Origin of the sequence: Flavobacterium cheonanense (assembly GCF_039539185.1) — a bacterium.
In the GTDB taxonomy this organism is placed as follows: domain Bacteria; phylum Bacteroidota; class Bacteroidia; order Flavobacteriales; family Flavobacteriaceae; genus Flavobacterium; species Flavobacterium cheonanense.
The window spans coordinates 26,863-47,458 of the sequence record NZ_BAABCT010000007.1 but is presented as its reverse complement, the minus strand read 5'-3'; the positions used below and the strand labels follow the sequence as shown (position 1 = coordinate 47,458).

The 20,596-nt window shown below is 31.0% G+C and carries 26 protein-coding genes; 17 read left to right on the top strand and 9 right to left on the bottom strand.

From position 1 onward, the window contains the following. The first annotated feature begins 79 nt into the window (after positions 1–79). The gene (locus ABD766_RS12385) at positions 80–1,120 is read left to right on the top strand and encodes a sensor histidine kinase (RefSeq protein WP_344816980.1); all 1,041 of its coding nucleotides are present in this window, start codon (positions 80–82) and stop codon (positions 1,118–1,120) included. Here the strand turns inward: ABD766_RS12385 and ABD766_RS12380 are convergent. Next, positions 1,094–2,149, bottom strand: coding sequence for a glycosyltransferase (locus ABD766_RS12380; RefSeq protein WP_344816979.1), 1,056 nt, complete (start codon positions 2,147–2,149; stop codon positions 1,094–1,096). The two genes, ABD766_RS12385 and ABD766_RS12380, sit on opposite strands and share 27 nt — an antisense overlap. A 2-nt stretch (positions 2,150–2,151) precedes the next feature. Continuing rightward, positions 2,152–2,970 carry a UDP-2,3-diacylglucosamine diphosphatase gene (locus ABD766_RS12375; protein ID WP_344816978.1) on the bottom strand — a complete coding sequence of 273 codons (819 nt, stop codon included), beginning with the start codon at positions 2,968–2,970 and terminating at the stop codon, positions 2,152–2,154. A 121-nt stretch (positions 2,971–3,091) separates the two neighbouring features. On the opposite strand from ABD766_RS12375, the gene trmB reads away from it, so the two are divergent. The 3 genes from trmB to ABD766_RS12360 are packed head-to-tail and all read left to right on the top strand — an operon-like array spanning position 3,092 to position 4,778. Further along, on the top strand, positions 3,092–3,766 hold the full coding sequence (gene trmB, locus ABD766_RS12370; RefSeq protein WP_344816977.1) for a tRNA (guanosine(46)-N7)-methyltransferase TrmB: 675 nt from the start codon (positions 3,092–3,094) through the stop codon (positions 3,764–3,766). Between the two features lie 53 nt (positions 3,767–3,819). Continuing rightward, on the top strand, positions 3,820–4,455 hold the full coding sequence (locus tag ABD766_RS12365) for a LysE family transporter (RefSeq protein WP_298304832.1): 636 nt from the start codon (positions 3,820–3,822) through the stop codon (positions 4,453–4,455). Continuing rightward, positions 4,455–4,778 (top strand): MGMT family protein, encoded by a 324-nt coding sequence (locus tag ABD766_RS12360; protein ID WP_344816976.1) that lies wholly within the window; start codon positions 4,455–4,457, stop codon positions 4,776–4,778. The genes ABD766_RS12365 and ABD766_RS12360 overlap by 1 nt, the downstream gene beginning before the upstream one ends. Here the strand turns inward: ABD766_RS12360 and ABD766_RS12355 are convergent, their stop codons facing one another. Beyond that, the gene (locus ABD766_RS12355) at positions 4,779–5,363 is read right to left on the bottom strand and encodes a hypothetical protein (RefSeq protein WP_344816975.1); all 585 of its coding nucleotides are present in this window, start codon (positions 5,361–5,363) and stop codon (positions 4,779–4,781) included. It abuts the gene before it with no gap. A 234-nt stretch (positions 5,364–5,597) separates the two neighbouring features. On the opposite strand from ABD766_RS12355, the gene ABD766_RS12350 reads away from it, so the two are divergent. The 13 genes from ABD766_RS12350 to ABD766_RS12290 all read left to right on the top strand — a co-directional run bounded on the left by ABD766_RS12350 (position 5,598) and on the right by ABD766_RS12290 (position 15,472). After that, positions 5,598–6,728, top strand: a complete 1,131-nt coding sequence (locus tag ABD766_RS12350) for an Mrp/NBP35 family ATP-binding protein (RefSeq protein WP_344816974.1) — start codon at positions 5,598–5,600, stop codon at positions 6,726–6,728. A 76-nt stretch (positions 6,729–6,804) separates the two neighbouring features. Further along, positions 6,805–7,044, top strand: a complete 240-nt coding sequence (locus tag ABD766_RS12345) for a NifU family protein (RefSeq protein WP_298304821.1) — start codon at positions 6,805–6,807, stop codon at positions 7,042–7,044. 70 nt (positions 7,045–7,114) lie between these two features. Continuing rightward, the gene (locus tag ABD766_RS12340; RefSeq protein WP_344816972.1) at positions 7,115–8,167 is read left to right on the top strand and encodes an NAD(P)/FAD-dependent oxidoreductase; all 1,053 of its coding nucleotides are present in this window, start codon (positions 7,115–7,117) and stop codon (positions 8,165–8,167) included. A gap of 91 nt (positions 8,168–8,258) precedes the next feature. Beyond that, positions 8,259–8,465, top strand: coding sequence for a hypothetical protein (locus ABD766_RS12335; RefSeq protein WP_298304815.1), 207 nt, complete (start codon positions 8,259–8,261; stop codon positions 8,463–8,465). Then, the gene (locus ABD766_RS12330) at positions 8,449–8,907 is read left to right on the top strand and encodes a hypothetical protein (RefSeq protein WP_344816971.1); all 459 of its coding nucleotides are present in this window, start codon (positions 8,449–8,451) and stop codon (positions 8,905–8,907) included. Before ABD766_RS12335 ends, ABD766_RS12330 begins: the two co-directional genes overlap by 17 nt. Positions 8,908–8,938: 31 nt before the next feature. Beyond that, positions 8,939–9,271, top strand: a complete 333-nt coding sequence (locus ABD766_RS12325; protein ID WP_344816970.1) for a 2Fe-2S iron-sulfur cluster-binding family protein — start codon at positions 8,939–8,941, stop codon at positions 9,269–9,271. Between the two features lie 99 nt (positions 9,272–9,370). After that, positions 9,371–9,733 (top strand): S-adenosylmethionine decarboxylase family protein, encoded by a 363-nt coding sequence (locus ABD766_RS12320; RefSeq protein WP_344816969.1) that lies wholly within the window; start codon positions 9,371–9,373, stop codon positions 9,731–9,733. A gap of 6 nt (positions 9,734–9,739) precedes the next feature. Beyond that, positions 9,740–10,942: a DUF4178 domain-containing protein gene (locus ABD766_RS12315; protein WP_344816968.1), complete on the top strand. Its 1,203-nt coding sequence runs from the start codon at positions 9,740–9,742 to the stop codon at positions 10,940–10,942. Between the two features lie 12 nt (positions 10,943–10,954). Beyond that, on the top strand, positions 10,955–11,137 hold the full coding sequence (locus ABD766_RS12310; RefSeq protein ID WP_344816967.1) for a hypothetical protein: 183 nt from the start codon (positions 10,955–10,957) through the stop codon (positions 11,135–11,137). A gap of 17 nt (positions 11,138–11,154) precedes the next feature. Continuing rightward, a complete protein-coding gene (locus ABD766_RS12305) occupies positions 11,155–11,364 on the top strand; it encodes a DUF350 domain-containing protein (RefSeq protein WP_344816966.1) in 210 nt (69 codons plus the stop codon). After that, positions 11,357–12,874, top strand: coding sequence for a polyamine aminopropyltransferase (locus ABD766_RS12300; protein WP_344816965.1), 1,518 nt, complete (start codon positions 11,357–11,359; stop codon positions 12,872–12,874). Before ABD766_RS12305 ends, ABD766_RS12300 begins: the two co-directional genes overlap by 8 nt. Beyond that, positions 12,852–14,459 (top strand): NAD(P)/FAD-dependent oxidoreductase, encoded by a 1,608-nt coding sequence (locus ABD766_RS12295; protein WP_344816964.1) that lies wholly within the window; start codon positions 12,852–12,854, stop codon positions 14,457–14,459. Before ABD766_RS12300 ends, ABD766_RS12295 begins: the two co-directional genes overlap by 23 nt. Continuing rightward, entirely contained in the window at positions 14,459–15,472 is a 1,014-nt protein-coding gene (locus ABD766_RS12290) for a hypothetical protein (RefSeq protein WP_344816963.1), read from the top strand. Before ABD766_RS12295 ends, ABD766_RS12290 begins: the two co-directional genes overlap by 1 nt. Before the next feature lie 5 nt (positions 15,473–15,477). On the opposite strand, the gene ABD766_RS12285 is transcribed toward ABD766_RS12290, so the two are convergent. From ABD766_RS12285 to ABD766_RS12260, 6 genes are all read right to left on the bottom strand, one after another. After that, positions 15,478–16,176, bottom strand: coding sequence for an SGNH/GDSL hydrolase family protein (locus tag ABD766_RS12285; protein WP_344816962.1), 699 nt, complete (start codon positions 16,174–16,176; stop codon positions 15,478–15,480). Beyond that, complete coding sequence (locus ABD766_RS12280) at positions 16,173–17,075, bottom strand: metallophosphoesterase (protein ID WP_344816961.1); 903 nt, start codon at positions 17,073–17,075, stop codon at positions 16,173–16,175. Before ABD766_RS12280 ends, ABD766_RS12285 begins: the two co-directional genes overlap by 4 nt. 90 nt (positions 17,076–17,165) lie before the next feature. Further along, positions 17,166–17,948 carry a DUF3050 domain-containing protein gene (locus ABD766_RS12275; RefSeq protein ID WP_344817051.1) on the bottom strand — a complete coding sequence of 261 codons (783 nt, stop codon included), beginning with the start codon at positions 17,946–17,948 and terminating at the stop codon, positions 17,166–17,168. A gap of 169 nt (positions 17,949–18,117) precedes the next feature. Then, the gene (locus tag ABD766_RS12270; RefSeq protein WP_344816960.1) at positions 18,118–19,296 is read right to left on the bottom strand and encodes an acyl-CoA dehydrogenase family protein; all 1,179 of its coding nucleotides are present in this window, start codon (positions 19,294–19,296) and stop codon (positions 18,118–18,120) included. 128 nt (positions 19,297–19,424) lie between these two features. Continuing rightward, on the bottom strand, positions 19,425–20,132 hold the full coding sequence (locus tag ABD766_RS12265; RefSeq protein ID WP_344816959.1) for a tRNA1(Val) (adenine(37)-N6)-methyltransferase: 708 nt from the start codon (positions 20,130–20,132) through the stop codon (positions 19,425–19,427). A gap of 56 nt (positions 20,133–20,188) precedes the next feature. Then, on the bottom strand, positions 20,189–20,536 hold the full coding sequence (locus tag ABD766_RS12260; protein ID WP_344816958.1) for a four helix bundle protein: 348 nt from the start codon (positions 20,534–20,536) through the stop codon (positions 20,189–20,191). Positions 20,537–20,596: the final 60 nt, after the last annotated feature.

The following is a 20,596-nucleotide window of genomic DNA, read 5'->3' as shown; positions in this document are numbered from 1 at the left end:
TACTGTTTATTTGAATATTATACATTTTTAAAAGCAAAGTAAAACTTCCAACTTCCATCATCTAACTTCCAGCTTTTCAATGCCTTTAAATTTCAAAAAAACATACCGATTCGCCGTAATATCAACTTTATATATTACTCTTTTTTCAACTAGTTTAGTTGCCGGATTGCTATTTTTATTTGCCACATTTTCTTGGCTATTTTGTTTAATCTATGCAGTATCAATTGCTATTTTTTCATTTTTTGTACTTCAATATCGCGTAGAACATTTTATATATCGTCGTGTGAAAAAGATTTATGATGATGTATCTTTATTAGATTCGACAACTTTACGAAGTCAATCCATTACTACAGATATGGCAACCTTAACTAAAGAAGTTAAGAAATTTGCCACCGACAAGAAACTCGAAATCGAAAATCTTAAAGTAAGAGAAGAATATAGAAGAGAATTTATGGGAAATGTTTCGCATGAATTGAAAACACCACTTTTTACGGTTCAAGGTTATATTTCTACATTGGTTGATGGAGTTAGAGACAAAGATCAAAGGAAAAAATATCTAGAAAGAGCTGAAAAAGGTGTTGAACGACTGATTTATATTGTAGAAGATTTAGATATGATTTCTAAACTTGAAATGGGCGATTTGAATTTAGAATTTTCTGAATTCAATATAGTTGAGTTAATTCAAAATGTATTTGATTTACTTGAAATGCAAGCCGATAAAAAGAATATTATTCTAATGTTTGACAGAAAATATAATAAACCAATAAACGTTTTTGCTGATCAAGAAAAGATTCAACAAGTGCTTACAAACTTGATAATGAACTCTATAAAATATGGAAAAGAAAATGGTACAACCGAAGTATCCATTGAAGATTTGGTTAAAAATAAAATCATTGTTCGTGTAAGAGACAATGGCGAAGGAATTGAACAACAACATATTCCACGACTTTTTGAACGCTTTTTCAGAGTGGACAAAAGTGGTGCAAGAAGTGAAGGTGGCTCAGGTTTAGGACTTTCAATTGTGAAACATATTATTGAAGGACACAATGAAAAAATCTACATAGAAAGTGAATACGGAAAAGGTTCAGAATTTTCATTCACGCTCGAAAAGAAGAAATAATTGCTTCCAATTGATTTCCGAAGGTATCAAAGGCAAACCTTTGTATAAAGGAACTGAAAGAATATCATCAATAACAAATCTATCTTGTTTACTATAAGGAACTAAGGCTTCTCTCTTATATTTTTTTGCCAAATATTCTTGTTCAAATTGACCTGGAGTTGGAATAAAAAATGCTTTCTTTTCAAGTTTACACAAATCCATAACGGTTGTATAACCCGAACGACATAGCACCATTTCACTTTCGTTAAAAGTTTTTTCCAATTCTTCAGATTGCATAAAATTATAAAAAGTGATATTCCCTTTTTGTTCTTTTACTTGTTCATTGGTTACCTTTCCTTTTATAAAAACTATTTTTTCTTTGTTGTCTTTAAGTTCTTCAATTAGTTTTTCTTCCAAAATAGTTCGTTGAGGTTCCGGACCAGAAAGCAGAACCATAATGCCGTATTTTATTTCTAGGACTTTTTTTTCTAATCTGCTTAAAACACCAATATATTTTATGTTTAAATTTGAGTTTTTTAAATGCCCTAATTTCCCAGTCAAATTTGGAGATTTTTCAATGTCAGGAACCCAACATTCATCGAATTTTCTAATAAAAAATTGATGTAATTTACTAGAAATCCAAGTTGTTTTTCCTGATAAAACGGTTAATTGATGTGTCATGAACACCGAAGGCACTTTCTTAGAATGTACACCCAATCGATTGTCGGAAATAATTCCTTTCAGATCATATTCTTTAACCCATTTTTTAACCCATTGTTTTTCAGATAAAATAGCACTAATCGTTTTTGGACTATTTTTTATCAATTTCCATTTAAAATTCTCACCTTTTTTGGCATATTCAATTTGATATGATGGCAATTCTAAAGCAGTCAAGTGTGAAAATTCTTTTTTCAATAAAGCTAAAGCAACACCATCTGAAGCAATGATTGGTGTAAAACCATTTTTTTCTAATTCACGAATAATAGGTATACATCGAGTAGCATGACCTAAACCCCAATTTAGTGGTGCAACGAGAATATTTTTAGTCATTTTTAGTTTTTTAATAAAGTGATAAATTGTTCTGCAAGTTGGTTTTCATATTCAAATTGTTCTTCTTCTGTAACAATTTCACTTGGAGCATGCTTGTATAATTTCCACTTTTTATTATTGTATTCTAAAGCTGTTAAATTTTCAATCCAATCACCTGAATTCAAATAGATTGTCTTTCCTTTTTCGGTTGTAATGTACTCAATTTTTGGCTCATGAATGTGTCCGCAAATTACATAATCATAGTTGTTTTCAATAGCCAAATCTGTGCAAACATTTTCAAAGTTAGTAATAAATTTCACAGCCGATTTCACATTGTTTTTAATTTTCTTTGAAAGTGAATAAGGTTCTTTATTCATTTGAGCCAAAATCCAATTCAGAAAACGATTAATTAGAATTAGAATATCATAACCCCAACCACCAAGTTTAGCCAACCATTTGGCATGATTTATTGAAGCATCAAAAACATCTCCGTGAAAAATCCAAGCTTTTTTCCCATCTAAATTTAGGACTAGTTTATTTAGCAAACTTAAATTTCCTAGATGTAAATCAGTAAATTTCCTTAAAAATTCGTCGTGATTTCCGGTCAGATAATAGACTTTGGTGCCTTTTGAACTTAACGAAATGATTTTCTTAATCACTTTCAAATGACTTGCCGGAAAATAAGACTTTCTGAATTGCCAAATATCAATAATATCGCCATTTAGAATGAGTATTTTTGGCTTAATTTCAGATAAATACTGTAATAATTCTTTGGCATGGCACCCATAAGTTCCTAAATGAACATCAGAAATAACTACAACTTCAACTTTTCTTTTCTTCAAAATAAATAGTTTCTACAAAAATAAGTGAATAGCTGTATTGTTAAGGTTACATAAACATTATCAAAACTTTATTTGTTGTGGATATTATTTCCTTAATTTTGCTAAAATATTTTATAGAAACGTGGGAAGTAAAAATAAGTTAAAAAGATTCAAGGAAAACGAGACGTTCACCAACGTTTTTCAACCAACAAGAGAAGAAGTAGTAGGAAATGAGTTTCCGTTATTAGGAAAATGGAATTCAGATTTCTTCAAAAATGACAATCCAATAATCATTGAATTAGGTTGCGGAAAAGGCGAATATTCAGTTGGTTTAGCCGAACGTTATCCAGATAAAAACTTTGTTGGAATTGATATAAAAGGAGCTAGATTTTGGCGTGGAGCAAAAACGGCTGTCGATGAAGGAATGCATAATGTAGCGTTTGTTAGAACTCAAATAGCACTAATCAATCATATTTTTGCCGATGGTGAAGTTTCTGAAATTTGGATAACATTTCCAGATCCACAAATAAAATACAAGCGAACCAAACATAGAATGACCAATTCAGAATTCTTGAAATTATATAAAAGAATTTTGAAAGTAGATGGCGTTGTCAATCTAAAAACTGATTCTGAGTTCATGCACGGTTATACTTTAGGTCTTTTACACGGTGAAGGTCACGAAGTTTTATACGCTAATCATAATGTTTACAAAAATGAAGGTGCTCCAAGTGAAGTAACTGAAATTCAAACGTTTTACGAAAAACAATATTTGGAAATTAACAAAGCAATTACGTATATTCGTTTTAAAATAAAATAACGTCAAGTTTATACTTTCCAATTTTGGAATTTGGGATTTGAAAATTGGAATTTATGAACATCATCCTTCCACTTTTATCGGGATTTATTGCAGCTGTAATAGGAATTCTTCCACCAGGATTAATTAATATGACAGCAGCTAAAGTCGATTTCACTGATGGAAGAAAACGCGCCATGGTTTTTGTTCTTGGAGCTTTAATAGTGATATTTTTTCAAACGTATATTTCTGTAATTTTTGCTAGATACATTAATAGTCATCAAGAAATTGTGGTTTTATTACGTGAAATTGGTTTGGTTATTTTTTCAATTTTATCTGTTTACTTTTTATTTTTTGCTAAGAAGCCAAAATTAAAATCGCAAGATTCACTACATTTAAAAAGTAAAAGAAGTCGCTTTTTTATGGGAATGTTGATTTCGGCGATAAACTTTTTCCCAATTCCATATTATGTTTTTGTTAGTGTTACTTTAGCTTCCTTTAATATTTTTACCTTCAATCCGATATCGATTTATAGCTTGGTTTTTGGGGTTGTTTTAGGTTCGTTTTTAGTGTTCTATTTGTACGTTTTGTTTTTCAATAAAATGAAATCAAAAACCGATTATTTTATGCAAAACATGAACAAAATCATCGGAATCATTACCGGAGTTGTAGCTATTTTTACCTTATACAATGTTGTAAAGTATCATTTGTAATGGAAGAAAATTTCTTTGAACGAGTTTATGCAATTGCAAAACAAATTCCAGAAGGAAAGGTAACTTCTTACGGAGCAATTGCCAAAGCATTAGGAACAGCTCGTTCAGCAAGAATGGTAGGTTGGGCAATGAATGCAAGTCATAATCGTGACGATGTTCCAGCACATCGAGTTGTGAATAGAAAAGGATTACTTTCTGGGAAGCATCATTTTGATGGAACCAATCTTATGCAACAACTTTTAGAAAACGAAGGAATTGAAGTGGTTGATAATCAAATTGTAGATTTCGAAAAATATTTTTGGGAACCTGAAATGAAAATATAATTATTTTAAGTTTTTGTTAGTGATTTCTGCCATTCTAGTTAAATAATCTTCCAAATTTTCGCCTTCATTTATTGTAATCATTTCAATTGAACTTGTAAAACTATCAATCAAATTGGTGTATTTTTCAAATGTTTTTTTAAGTAAATCTTCATCTCTTGTTTCCCAATAATAACCTTCATCAATACACTCAAATGATTTTAAATATTTTATACTAATATGATCTAAAAGTAAAATTAGTTTTTTATGGTTTTCATAACCAGAATATTGTGTTTTTGAAAATACAGCATAAATTAAATCTTCATTAATTTCTCCTTCTTTTTGCATTACATTAAAATTTATTATTCCACTCATTTTCCCATTAGATAAAAATGAAATGCAAAAAGGATCACATTTTGGTGGAGAAATCATTATTCCAAAAAGATTTTCTTTATCAATAATTTCAGAAAAAGAATTGTTTTCAAATTGTTCTTCAAAAACAAAATAATCCCATTTCTCGGCTTTTGCTACATCTTTAACTGTATCTATTAACGATTTTAAATCAGATGCATTTTTTAATTCTCCTTTATAATGAATTGTTAATCCCATAATTTTATATGTAATTATCAAATTTAATTTTATTTACAATTATTTCCTAATTTTCTAAAAATTTACAAATAATTACAAAAACAATAGAATCAAACTATCTGATTATAACAAAACTTTAAACCTTGTTACTATCATACTTTTAAACTTCTTACTATCTTTGCAATTCATATTCAGTTTAAATAAAAAGTTAGTCAACTTTTAAACTTTTAAACTCATAAACTTTTAAACAGGAAGATGAAGTTAGATAGAAAAGAAATCCTAAAAGCATTAGAAACAATTACTATTGCTGGTGAAGGAAAAAATATGGTTGAAAGTGGTGCGGTTCAAAATGTAATCACTTTTGGCGATGAGGTTGTAGTTGATTTATTGATTTCAACTCCTGCAATGCACATTAAAAAAAGAGCTGAAGACGATATTAAAAAACTAATTCACGAACAATTCTCTCCAGATGCTGTTGTGAAAGTAAATATCAAAGTAGAAGCTAAAGAAAATCCAAACGAAATAAAAGGAAAATCTATTCCTGGAATCAGCAATATTATTGCTGTAGCTTCAGGAAAAGGTGGTGTTGGAAAATCTACAACAACAGCCAATTTAGCTGTAACTTTAGCTAAAATGGGATTCAAAGTTGGAGTTCTTGATGCCGATATATATGGGCCAAGTATGCCAATAATGTTTGATGTTGAAAACGAAAAACCAATTTCTATTGAAGTTGACGGAAAGTCTAAAATGAAACCAATTGAAAGTTATGAAATAAAATTACTTTCCATTGGATTTTTCACTTCTCCAAGTCAAGCTGTTATTTGGCGTGGACCGATGGCTTCTAAAGCATTAAACCAAATGATTTTTGACGCCGATTGGGGACAATTAGACTTCATGTTAATTGATTTACCTCCAGGAACAGGCGATATTCACTTGTCAATTATGCAAGCTTTACCAATTACAGGTGCGGTTGTTGTAAGTACGCCTCAAAATGTAGCTTTAGCCGATGCTCGAAAAGGAGTTTCAATGTTCCAAAGTGATGCTATCAATGTTCCAGTTTTAGGAATTATAGAAAATATGGCGTATTTCACACCAGAGGAATTACCAAATAACAAATATTATATCTTCGGAAAAGAAGGTGCCAAAAATCTTGCAGAAGATTTACAAGTGCCATTCTTGGGAGAAGTTCCATTGGTGCAAAGTATTCGCGAAGCAGGTGATTACGGTCGTCCAGCAGCTTTACAAACTGCTTCACCTTTAGAAAAAATATACGAAGAAATCGCAAGAAATGTGGTTCAAGAAACAGTAAACAGAAACGAAAATCTTGCGCCAACCGAAGCAATCAAAATAACAACAATGGCAGGATGTTCTGCTGTAAAAAAATAGATTTGTAGATATTTGGATTGTTAGATTTTTTGAAGTCCAACAATCCAAAATTCTAGTAATCCAAAATTCCAAAAAGATGACACACGAAGAATTAACTTTAAATATCGAAAAAGCATTAGAAGAAATCAGACCTTTTTTGAATTCTGATGGTGGTGATATTTCATTGGTTTCTATTGATGAAGAAAAACATGTGAAGGTGCGTTTTGAAGGTGCTTGTACAGGTTGTAGTGTAAATCAAATGACTTTAAAAGCAGGAGTTGAAACTACAATAAAAAAGTATGCTCCTCAAATTGAGACAGTTGAAAACATTGCATAATTCTTGTATGATAAAAATCATATTTAAAGACCTTTTCACTTTGTTACTTTGCGACTTTGAAACTTAAAAAATGATCGAAACTGATATACTTATTATAGGCGCAGGTCCAACAGGACTTTTCACCGTTTTTGAAGCTGGACTTTTACAATTAAAATGTCACATTATTGACGCACTTCCACAACCAGGAGGACAATTGGCAGAGTTATATCCTAAAAAACCAATTTTTGATATTCCAGGGTATCCTGAAGTTTTAGCAGGTGATTTAGTAACCAATTTAATGGAACAAATCAAACAATTTCAACCAGGATTTACCTTGGCTGAAACTGCTGAAACTATTGATAAATTAGAAGACGGAACTTTTATAGTTACTACTAATAAAGGAACAAAACACCATGCAAAAGCTGTTGCTATTGCTGGAGGTTTAGGAACTTTCGAACCAAGAAAACCACAATTAGAAAACATAGCTTTCTACGAAGAAAAAGGAGTAGAATATTTTGTAAAAGATCCAGAATTATTTCGTGATAAACGAATTGTAATTGCAGGTGGTGGAGATTCTGCTTTAGATTGGAGTATTTTCCTTTCTAATGTAGCTTCAGAAGTTACTTTGGTTCACAGAAGAAACGAATTCCGTGGCGCTTTAGATTCAGTTGAAAAAGTACAAGAATTGAAAAAACTTGGAAAAATTAACTTGATTACTCCAGCAGAAGTTGTGGCTATTAACGGAAAAGACCATGTTGAAAGTATTGTTTTAGAAAACGAAGGTGTGCAACAAGTTTTTGAAACGGATTATTTTATTCCGCTTTTCGGATTGACTCCAAAATTAGGAGCGATTGCCAATTGGGGATTAGAAATTGAGAAAAATGCCATCAAAGTAAACAACGCTTTAGATTACCAAACCAATATCGACGGAATTTATGCTATCGGTGACGTAAATATTTATCCAGGAAAATTGAAATTAATTTTATGTGGTTTCCACGAAGCAACTTTAATGTGCCAAAGTGTTTACAACCGAATTAATCCGGGTAAAAAATATGTTTTAAAATACACAACAGTTTCTGGAGTTGACGGATTCGACGGAACTAGAAAAGAAGCTGAAAAAGCAGTTGTAAAATCGATAGATTAGTTAATTTTGTTTCAGGTTTCAAGTTTGAGGTTAAAAAGACATACCAATAGAATAAATTTAATAATTATATTTGTTGTCAAATAGTTTATTAATGGAAAATATTAGAATGGATAGAAGCGTTGCCACAAAATTGACATTTGAAGAAGCAGATGATCATGTAACTTTCTACAATGATAAATCTCCTTTGGAGCGATTGAATTTTGCATGTGATATTATTAATTCGATTTTTAATTCAAGTCCAGAGCAAAAAGTGGATAGAACCATAATATCTTCAAGAAAACATGCCGAATCTATTTAATAAAGATTTTTTAGATTTCTTACTGCTTCTAGACAAGTATAATGTAGATTATTTACTAGTTGGTGGTTATGCTGTAATACTTCACGGTTATGGAAGGAGTACAGGAGATATGGACTTATGGGTAAATCAAAACGAAGAAAATTATTTTAAATTAAAGGAAGTCTACGAGGAGTTTGGAGCTCCAATATTTTCCATAGAGGAATTTTTTAGTGATAAATTTGATGTTTGGAGTATGGGTGTAGAACCTAGAAAGATTGAAATTTTAACTAAAGTTTCGGGATTAAATTTTGTCGAAAGTAAAAGTCATTGTAACTGGATTAATGAAAAAGATTTTAAAGTCCCTTACATAGATTTTGAAGATTTAATGAAAAATAAACTTGCTTCAGGAAGATTGAAAGATTTATTAGATTTTCAGCAATTAAACAAAAAAAGAAATCTTTAAAAAAGTAAATAAAATCGATAGTCCATATAAAATGTCACAAGACGTAACAGTATACATAACCGATAGAAACGGAGAACGACATGAAGTCCAAGCTCCAACCGACATGAACATGAACATCATGGAACTAATTCGTGCCTATGAACTAGCCGAAGAAGGAACTGTTGGTGTTTGCGGCGGAATGGCAATGTGCGCTTCTTGTCAATGCTACGTTTTAAATGATGTTATTTCATTAGAAAGAAATCCAGATGAAGAAGCCATGCTTTGGGAAGCTTATCATGTAAAAGAAAACTCAAGATTGGGTTGCCAAATTCCAATTACTGAAGAAATCGACGGATTAGAACTCGAAATAGCACCAGAACAATAATAAAAAAGCGAAAAGAAATTTTCGCTTTTTTTTGTAACAAAATTTTAACACTTACGTATAATCAAAATATTCCATTAAATTAATTGGAATCTTATTTTGATGGATCAAAACACCTATTCTCCGGGATTACATAAGTTAGTTACACTTCAAGTTGAAAATATTGATTTGCTCATGAATAGCAGCTCTTTTATTGTATTTTCAGAAAAAGTTATCCAAGAATTTGAACTCGAAAAAGTTGGAATAATTACTCATAATTTTGAAAATAATAGTTTTACCATTGCTATTTGTTTAAAAGAATCTCATATTTGTATTCACACATGGCCAGAATTTAAGCAGCTTACTCTTGATGTTTATTTGTGTAATTATTTACAAGATAATACTCAAAAAGTAAAAAGTATTACCAATGCTTTTATAAATTATTTTAATGCAGTTGTTTTAAAAGATTTTGAAATTAATAGATAAATAGATATGGATTTTCCTTGTTTCCATTGTAATACTGAAACTAAATTAGATGTAAAAATTGACGTAAGTTTTTTTGCCTGTCCAAGTTGTGGCACATTGTATTCAAAGAATAACAACAATGAATTTACATTCAAGGATCGATTTAAAAAAGAAATTTACAACAATGCTTTTTCTGTTGGTCAAAAAGCTGACTTTAAAAATGAAACCTATACCATCATTGGACTTTTAATTAAGAGATTCGATGCGGTTACAAGATGGGCAGAGTATGTTTTACAAAACGAAAAAGGAGAGTTTCTCTATTTATCAGAGTCTTCAGGAAATTTTATTTTATTGGAGCAAATTGAATTTGAAAAGAAAGTTGGCAATCATCCATTAACAATTGATTATCTTGACAAAACTTTTGATAGATATGATTACACATATCCTAAACTAGATTACGCATCAGGATATTTTGATTATAATATTTTGGATAAAATTGAATTAATCGAATATATAAATCCACCCTATATAGTATCGTTCGAAAAATTCGGAAAAGAGCAAACCGCATTTTATGGCAAACATATTTCTAGAAGTGCCATAAAAAGTGCTTTCAAATCTTCAGCAATTCCATCAAAATCTGAAATTGGAATGGCACAACCTTTTCCTATTAATGTTAGGAATTTAGTCATGATTTTTTGTTCTGTGGCCATCCTAATTTTAGTATCACATTGGTTTTTAAACAAAGATAGAACGCAGCAAGAAGTGTTAAACACCTCAATTCCTTTTGAAAATTATACCAGTAAAGATTTTGTTAGTCCTTCTTTTGAACTAAAAGGAAGTTCGGCTCCATTACAAATTTCGGTTTCATCTAATGTCAATAACTCTTGGGCAAATGTTCAAATTGCATTAGTAAATGAAAAAACTAATGAAGAAGTTTACGCATCCAAAGATATAGAGTATTATCACGGCTATACCGATGGTGAAAGTTGGACTGAAGGAAGCACAGCAGAAGATTTTAATATTTGTGGTGTTGGAGCAGGAAAATATCATTTAACAATCACGCCTTTAAAAGCTGCCGAAGATTATTCAAATAGTTTAATAAATATAAGTGCTACTTGGAATAAACCATCATTAAGAAATTTTTATATGACGCTTATTTTTATGGTTGTATTTGTTATTATTGTCTATTACATTTCAAAATATTTTGAAGAAAAACGATGGAGCGAATAAAATAAATTGTACATGGAAAAAGTATCAAATTTTATAAAAGAAAATTATCTAGCATTGATAATAGGTTTGTGTTTTTACGGATTATTCCTTTATTATACAACTCAAGGAAATAGCCTATGTGACTGCGAATCGACTGAAAATTACAAACCAACTAATTCAGGACATAGTTCTGTAAATCGTTTTTATCATAAATAACTAAAAAAATTAAAATTATGAATATTGGACAACTTGTTATCAACTCATTAGTGTTTTCAGCTGTTGGAATTGCAGTGCTTTTTGTTGCCTATTTTATTGTAGAAAAAATTACTCCAGAAAACACTTGGAAAAAAATTACTCAAGAAAATAATGTTGCTGTTGCTATTGTTTTTGCAGCCTTAATTATTGGAATTTCAATGATTATTAGCGCAGCTATTCATGGGTAATAAATTTCTAAAATTTGAATATTTACTACTTTTTGCAGTTTTTACCATTGCTACTTGTGGGCTAGTTTACGAATTAGTTGCAGGAACTTTGGCGAGTTATTTATTGGGCGATTCTGTAAAACAATTTTCTTTCATTATTGGAGTGTATCTCTTTTCGATGGGAATTGGGTCGTATTTTTCGAAATTCTTAACCAAAAATCTACTCAATACTTTTGTAGAAATCGAAATTCTAGTCGGATTAATTGGCGGATTAAGTTCGGTTATACTTTTTCTGTTATTTGAAACCGCTTTTGCCTTTCAATTTATTCTTTATTTTTTAGTTTTCGTCACAGGCTGTCTTGTCGGATTGGAAATTCCGTTACTAATGAACATCCTTAAAGACAAAGTTGAGTTTAAAGATTTGGTTTCCAACGTTTTTACATTTGATTACATTGGAGCTTTATTAGCATCCATTCTTTTTCCATTAATTTTAGTTCCAAAACTCGGAATTATAGGAACATCTTTATTCTTCGGAATGATTAATATTTCTATTGCTATTGTACTTTGTTATTTATTAAAATCAGAATTAAAAAAAGTAAAACTACTGCGAGCTAAAGCAATTTTTTCTTTTCTAGTTTTATTGGTAACTTTCTTTTTCTCCGAAAATATACTGTCCTATTCAGAAGGTAAATTGTATGGCGAAAACATCATTTATACCAATTCGACTCAATACCAACGCATCGTTTTAACGCACAATAAAAGCGATTATCGATTATACTTAAACAACAATCTCCAATTTAGTTCAGCCGACGAATACCGCTATCACGAAGCTTTGGTTCATCCAGCAATGTCAATGGCTAAAAAAGTTGATAATGTATTAGTTCTTGGTGGTGGAGATGGTTTAGCGGTTCGTGAAATTCTAAAATATCAAGAAGTAAAAAAAATTACATTAGTCGATTTAGATGAAGGCATGACCAAGTTGTTTAAAACCAATCAAGTGCTAGTCGATTTTAATAAAAACGCTTTGAACAATCCCAAAGTTACGGTTTACAACAAAGATGCCTACATTTGGGCTAAAGAAACCAAAGAAAAATTTGATGTAGTAATCATCGATTTTCCGGATCCTTCCAATTATAGTTTGGGTAAATTATATTCATTGAATTTTTACAGCACGATGCAACAGCTGCTTTCAACGGATGCTGTAGTAGTAATTCAAACGACTTCGCCTTACTTTGCTCCAAAATCATTTTGGTGTATCAATAAAACAGCAATGCAAGTTTTTCCTCAAATTGATGCTTATCATGCTTATGTTCCATCGTTTGGTGAATGGGGTTTTACTATTGCAATAAATGGTTTTAGAACCAATTTCAATAAAGTCAATAGAACCGTTGATGGATTGCGTTTTTACAATTATCAGTTTGAAAAATTCAATTATTTTTCCAAAGATATGATTTCAAAAGACATTGAAATTAATCGATTAGATAACCAAGTTTTAGTACGCTATTTCGATGAAGAATGGGGAAAATTATAGTAGTTCGAGAAGGAATTTCTTCAAGTTTTTAGGAGCAACTTTACTGATTGTTCCACTTCTTAATGCTTGTAAAGAACAAGTGATTACACTTTTAATTCGATTGTCTGGAACCAATCATATTTTAGGACATAAACTTCGAGTTAAGAATTTTTCAAAACCTTCTAAGCAAATTTCTATTCCTTATTTAATTGTTGGTGGCGGAATTACCGGTTTAACTGCTGCAAGACAGCTTTCTAAAAAAGGAATTTCCAAATTTTTGTTGGTTGAATTAGAAAATCATTTGGGTGGAAATTCTTCCAATGGTGAAAATCAGTATTCTAAATTTCCTCTTGGTGCGCATTATTTGCCTCTACCAAATCAAGAAGATAAAGAGTTGTTGCAATTTCTTGAAGAAGAAAAAATTATTTTAGGTTATGATGAAAAAGGATTTCCAAAGTTTGATGAAACGCAACTAACGTTTTCACCAGATGAACGACTATTTTATAAAAACAACTGGCAAGAAGGAATTGTTCCGAAAGTTGGAAATTCAGCAGAGGAAGACGCAGAATTGCTTCGATTTTTTTCGATGATGGATGATTTTAGAACCAAAAAAGATGACTTTGGTTTGTATTGGTTCAATATTCCGATGGCTCTATCTTCTCAAAATGATGCCGTTAAAAGTTTGGACCAACTAACTATGAAAGAATGGTTGGAGCAACAAAATTTTAAATCAAATCCGCTTTTGGTTTATGTAGATTATTGCTGCAGAGATGATTTTGGTTTAGGAATTGAATTCGTTTCTGCTTACGCCGGAATTCATTATTTTGCAGCGAGAAAACAAAACAGTACGCAAGATAAAAATGATAACGTTTTAACTTGGCCCGAAGGTAACGCAAGACTTACGCATCATTTAAAAAAATATTCCAAAGGAAAAACATTGCAAAATCATTTGGTTTACGAAGTGAAAATCGAAAATTGTAAAGCAATAGCCTTGGTTTTTGATGATAAAACAAAAACTTCTATTGAGATTATTGCTGATAAAATTATTATGGCAACGCCACAATTTGTAAATCAATATTTGTTTAAAGACAGAAAAGAATTAACCGAAGATTTTCATTATGCGCCTTGGCTTTTGGCAACATTAGTAGTTTCTGATTTAACCGATAATTTTAGTTTTCCATTGTGCTGGGATAATGTGGCTCATGGCTCGAAAGGATTGGGTTATATTTACGATCAACATCAGTCGTTGCAACAAATTCAGGATAAAAAAGTGATTACGTATTATTACAGTTTCTCATCATCTGATTGTGGGAAAAGCAGACGAGAAATCTATAAAAAACCAAAAGAATATTGGAAAAATTTAGTTTTCGAAGATTTGAAAATTGCGCATCCTAATATTGAAGAAGTAACAGAAAGTATAGATATTCATTTGTTAGGTCACGGAATGATTAGCCCAAAACCAGAATTTCTATTTGGCGAAAGCAAACGAAAAGCAGGGCAATCTATTGATGATAAAATCCATTTTGCACATTCAGATTTATCGGGAATATCTATTTTTGAAGAAGCTTTTCATCAAGGAATTAACGTTGTAAATAAAATAGTGTAATGGTTCAACCATGGATACATAAAGCTAAAACCGACGGAGTTTTTATACTTGCACCATCTTTTATCGTGTTGGCAATTGTTTTGTTATTTCAAAATTGGTTAACCGAAATCGAAGAAAGTTATTCGTTTTATACTTGGTTGTTTTTAATTGTTTTTATTGATGTTGCTCATGTTTATTCTACATTATTTAAAACCTATTTTGTTGCCTCAGAATTTCAAAGAAGAAAGCAATTGTACATTGGATTGCCCATTTTTTGTTTCTTAATTGGTTTCATTTTATTTCTATTTGGAAGTCAGGTGTTTTGGTCTGTTTTGGCTTATGTGGCTGTTTTTCATTTCATTCGTCAGCAATATGGTTTTATGCGATTGTACTCTAGAAATGAAGATAAAACGTATGCATGGATTGATAATTTAATTATTTATTCGGCTACTGTTTATCCCATGTTGTATTGGTTTTTATCTCCAAAACGAAAGTTCAATTGGTTTGTAGAAAATGAATTTTTGAAGTATGAAAACGCAACATTACTTGAGGTTTTTAAATGGATCTATTTTGCAATAGTAGTATTTTATCTCGTTAGAACCGTTTATAATTCGATAAAATCGAACTCTTTTAACATCCCAAAAAACGCTATTATTGTTGGAACAATGCTTTCTTGGTATTTTGGGATTGTTTACTTTAATAACGATTTAGTTTTTACATTATTAAATGTTGTTTCGCACGGAATTCCCTATATGTCTTTGATTTATTTGAACGAAATTGAGAAAAAAACTAAAGAAGATTTAGGATTTTTAAGCATTCTAAAGCAATATAAAGGTGTATTTATTTTTGTAATAATCCTTATGATTATAGCTTTTTCCGAAGAATTTTTGTGGGAGATTTTAGTTTGGAACGAACAAATTTCAATAACAAACTTTGACTTTTCAAATTGGCAATTTATCTTAGTTCCTTTGCTAACAGTTCCTCAGTTTACTCATTATTTATTGGATGGATTTATTTGGAAATCCAAAAAGTAACGGAGTTACAACCCCAAAACCATTTTAGCCTTAGGAAAAATTCTTTCCACAAATTTAGAATAGGCAAGTTCTGAAGGATGTAAACCATCAATGGCAACCAAATTAGGTTGGATTAATCCTTGTCTAGTAATATCAGTGATGTTCACAAAAGTGATGTTATTTTGAATGCAATAATTTTCTGCAAAAGCGTTGTAAGCATCAATTTGCATCGAAATAGTTGTGTTTCCATTTCCAAAAGGTGTGTAGGCATAGTCTGGTATTGAAACTACAATTACATTTGCTTTTATTCCTTTTGCCTTATCAATGGCAATGTTTACCAATTCTGGAAATTCTTGTTCATATAGACTGAAAGGTCTGTTTTGATATTGATTGTTGACACCTATTAATAAAGTTACCAAATCATAATCATTCGTTGGATTTTGTGAAGCAATTGCCGATTTTAAATTGGTAGTTGTCCAACCTGTTTGAGCTATAATATTAGTTATAAAAACATCTTTTGAGGTAAGATAGTTTTTAAGTTCGTTTTGCAATTGAATTGGGAAACGACAAGTCTCACAAACACTTTGTCCTATGGTGTAACTATCTCCAAGAGCTAAATATTTAATTGTTTTTCCACTTGATGATGTTTGCACAGTGTCATTTGCTGAACAACTAACAAGTAAAGTAAATAATAGTAAACAACTTATTTTAAGTAAATGTTTCATAATGATTTATACGAAATTAAATCTACAGGAGTTTCAATATATTCTTTTACAATTTGTAAAACACCATCATTATTAGTGTCTATCAACCATTTGACTAAAGCGATTTTTCCGTTTTCTATTTCAATGCCGGTAATATTTCTTGGATGGACACAACTTCCATCATTAAATAAGTTTAGTGCATTTCGATTAGGTTTTGGAAAACGAGGTCGGTGTGTATGACCTACAATAGTTATTTTATTCCCATTATCAGCAATCCACTTTTTAATTCTTCGTTCTACTTTTATGGATTCAAGATAATTCTTCGCCGGACTTGTTGGGTCTTTTATTCCCCAAACTTGCAAAGGTTTCCACAGAATTCTCACAAAAAAACGATTGAATTTCCAACCAACATAATTGAAAAAATCGGCTTGATGTCCGTGGGTTAAAAATAATTCTTGACCTGTTTCTGAGTTTTCTAAAACGATAGCTTCATGAAACTTTAAATCGGGCATCAAAGGCATGTTTTTTCCTTCGCCGGTATCAAAATATTCTGCAAAATTCTTTTTTACAATAGAAGGATTTCTATAAACCATATCATGATTTCCATAAATCATGTGAAGTTTTTTTTGCAAATAGAATTTCTTTAGTAATAAAAAAACATTTTTGTTGGCTTCCAAAATATCTTTGAAAAATAAATTTTCCCATAGTTCATCACCATCACCAAGTTCTACATATTGAAACCCGTTTTTGTAATATTGGTTTAAAGCGTGAACATAAATATTGCGATTATTGGCAAAATCATCAGCAAAACTTCCATCGCCACGATGACAATCACTAAACAGAATAAATTTATCTTGATTGGTAAATTGAATTCGTTTAGCTTCTTTGTAGGCGCGTGTTAATCTTGTTTGAGATGACATAAGTTTTAAATTCCAATATTTTAAATTCCAAATTCCAAATGGGATTGATAGAAATCAAAAGTAATGAAATTTAATTTATCAAAAGTAGTATTAAACCATTTCTAATTTCTGTTCCACTTGTTCTTCGATAGCATTCCAAAGTCCAATACGTTTTTCAAGTGCTCGAACAGAAACTTCTTCAACTTCTTTCCATTTTTGTTCAGAATCACCGCAAAGTTCAGTTACCATTTGCATTGCCATTGGTCCGTGTTCGTCAGCATCAAGTTCGATATGACGTTCAAAATAGTAAATCAATTTTGACAAATCGGTTTCAGGAAAATTGTTCTGAAAGTTTTTCAAGATTTCAGTAAACATATTCGGAATTAAATCTTCTCTTCCAAAAGTAAATGCTGCGGCAATTTTGTGTGGTTTTCCTTCTTCAATAACTCTGAAAGTGAAATCTAAAAAAGCTTTCACATTTGGATGCAAATCACTTTGTTTGATGGATACAAAAATGTTTTGAGTAGCTTTTACGTTAATTAAAAATTCATGTATTTGCGTAGTATTTGCGCCACATTGTTCCATTGCATCAATGTACATTTCAAAATGGCTTTGACGTAATCCATCTATACTTAAATCGGTTTCTTCAGCAACTACAATTTCGTTGATTAAGTAACGTATCTCAGGATTTCCTATTGGTAACCATGGTGTTGAGGTACATGTTAGCTTGTTCTGTAAAGCTTTTAACAACGACATAAAATCCCAAACGGCATAGATATGATTTTCTAAAAAGCAGTGAAGATCTTCAATGGTCTTTACTTTCTCATATAATGAATGGGTAAGTAATTGATTTTTATATTCTTGAATATTGTTGTTGATGGTTTGAATAGTCATTGCAATTTTTTTTTTTAGCATTTACGTAAAATAAAACCATTTAGATTTCAAAATACTTTATCAAAAGTAAAAAAGCTCCTCGAAATAGAGAAGCTTTTTATATCAATTTTATTTATTGTTTAATTAAATTTTGTTGCCTGAGGCTCTCGAAGGCAATGAGATTTAATTTTTATTTAAAAGCAGGAATTCCAGTAATATCTGCGCCAGTAATTAACAAGTGAATATCGTGTGTTCCTTCATAAGTAATTACAGATTCTAAATTCATACTGTGACGCATGATAGAATATTCTCCTGTAATTCCCATTCCGCCAAGAATTTGACGCGCTTCACGAGCAATGTTTATTGCCATATCAACGTTGTTTCTTTTTGCCATAGAAATTTGAGCTGTTGTGGCTTTTCCTTCATTACGCAAAACTCCTAATCTCCAAGTAAGTAATTGTGCTTTAGTGATTTCCGTAATCATTTCGGCTAATTTCTTTTGTTGTAATTGAGTTCCAGCAATTGGTTTGTCAAACTGAATTCTTTCTTTTGCATAACGCAAAGCAGTGTCATAACAATCCATTGCAGCACCAATTGCACCCCAAGCGATTCCGTATCTTGCAGAATCCAAACACATCATTGGAGCTCCAAGACCAGATTTTCCTGGCAATAAATTTTCTTTCGGAACTTTTACATTATCAAAAATCAATTCACCAGTTGCACTTGCACGAAGTGACCATTTATTATGCGTTTCTGGAGTTGTAAAACCTTCCATACCACGTTCAACAATTAATCCGTGAATTCTTCCTTCTTCATTTTTTGCCCAAACCACAGCAACATCTGCGAATGGAGCATTTGAAATCCACATTTTAGCACCATTCAATAAATAATGGTCACCCATATCTTTAAAATTCGTAGTCATTCCACTTGGATTCGAACCATGATCTGGTTCTGTCAACCCGAAACAACCCATGAATTCTCCTGTTGCTAATTTTGGCAAATATTTCATTCTTTGCTCTTCAGTTCCGAATTTCCATATTGGATACATCACTAATGAAGATTGAACTGATGAAGTAGAACGAACACCAGAATCACCTCTTTCTATTTCTTGCATAATCAAACCATAAGAAATTTGATCTAATCCTGCACCGCCATATTCTTCAGGAATATAAGGACCAAAACCACCAATTTCTCCCAAACCTTTGATGATTTGTTTAGGGAATTCAGCACGTTGTGCATAATCTTCAATTATTGGAGATACTTCTCTTTTTACCCACGCACGAGCAGAATCTCTAACTAATTTATGTTCTTCTGTTAGCAAATCGTCTAACAAGTAATAATCTGGAGCTTGAAATAAATCTGGTTTCATTTGATTGAAATTTTAATGATGGCAAAATTACATAAACTAATTTATTATATCATTCAACGAATGTTATAAATTTTCAGAATTTGTTAATTTTTTTACGAAAAAAAGAAAGAATATTATTAAAAGTGAAATTACATCTTCAAGTAGAAATCTTTTGTAAGATTAATGTAATCATCAGTGTATTCATGACGACTGATTTCAATAACCAATTCGTCTGCTGTTAATACAGAAAGTTCGTAACGTTTAAATGCAAGTAAACTTCTAACAATAGGTGTGGTATGTGAGCCTTTTACACGAGTTACTTTTACAGGAAACAGTTCCACTTCGGAACATAAATCTATAAATCGTTCTTCTTCTTTAAAAGGAATGATAACAGCAAAAATTCCGTTTTCAGATAATAGTAAATCGGCAGCCTCAATCAAATCTTCAAAAGGCAAGGCATCTTGAAATCTTGCCAAATCACGCTGAGAACTGTCAGTTTTATAATCTTCTGAATAAAATGGAGGATTTGAAATTATGATATCATATTCATCTTCGGGTTCATCAACAAACTCATCCAAACCTGCGTGAAAACAAAATAATCTATCAGACCAAGGAGAATTTTCGAAGTTTTCCACACATTGTTCGTAGGCTTCCTCATCAATTTCTAAAGAATCAATTTGTTCGGCATTACTTCGTTGCGCTAACATCAATGACAAAATTCCAGTTCCAGCTCCAATATCCAAAACCGAAAATGGGTTATTATCAATCGGACACCAAGCGCCAAGTAAAACGCCATCTGTGCCAATTTTCATAGCGCATTTGTCTTGTTGAACGTTAAATTGTTTGAATGAAAACATAGTTATAAAATTCCAATATTTTAAATTCCAAATTCCAATTTGAACTCAGGTTAAATTTAGGATGTTTTAGATATTATAGTAGAAAGTATTTTTCTCAATTCTTCGGCTTCAATAAACAATAAGTTTGATTCTTCTTTTAAATTAGAATTTAAGTCTTCTAATAAGCGTATCCAATATTTAGATTCTTTTGCTTCTTTTCTAGCATTCTTTAATCTAAAAGACAAATCTTTATCGCCTAGTTTTTCATTAGCTTCAATATAATTAGCGCCAACAGATCCCGAAGATCTAACTAATTGCTTTCCGTCTTCAATATTTGAAATAGTTTTTGGTAGTTTTTCAATATATAGTCTACAATCTCTAGCAAACAAATAAGTTCTTTCCTCTAAATCAAATGGTTTACTCATAAAAGTCAAATTTTTTAAATTAGAATTTTTCTAAGGATTGGAATTTGGGATTTAAAATAT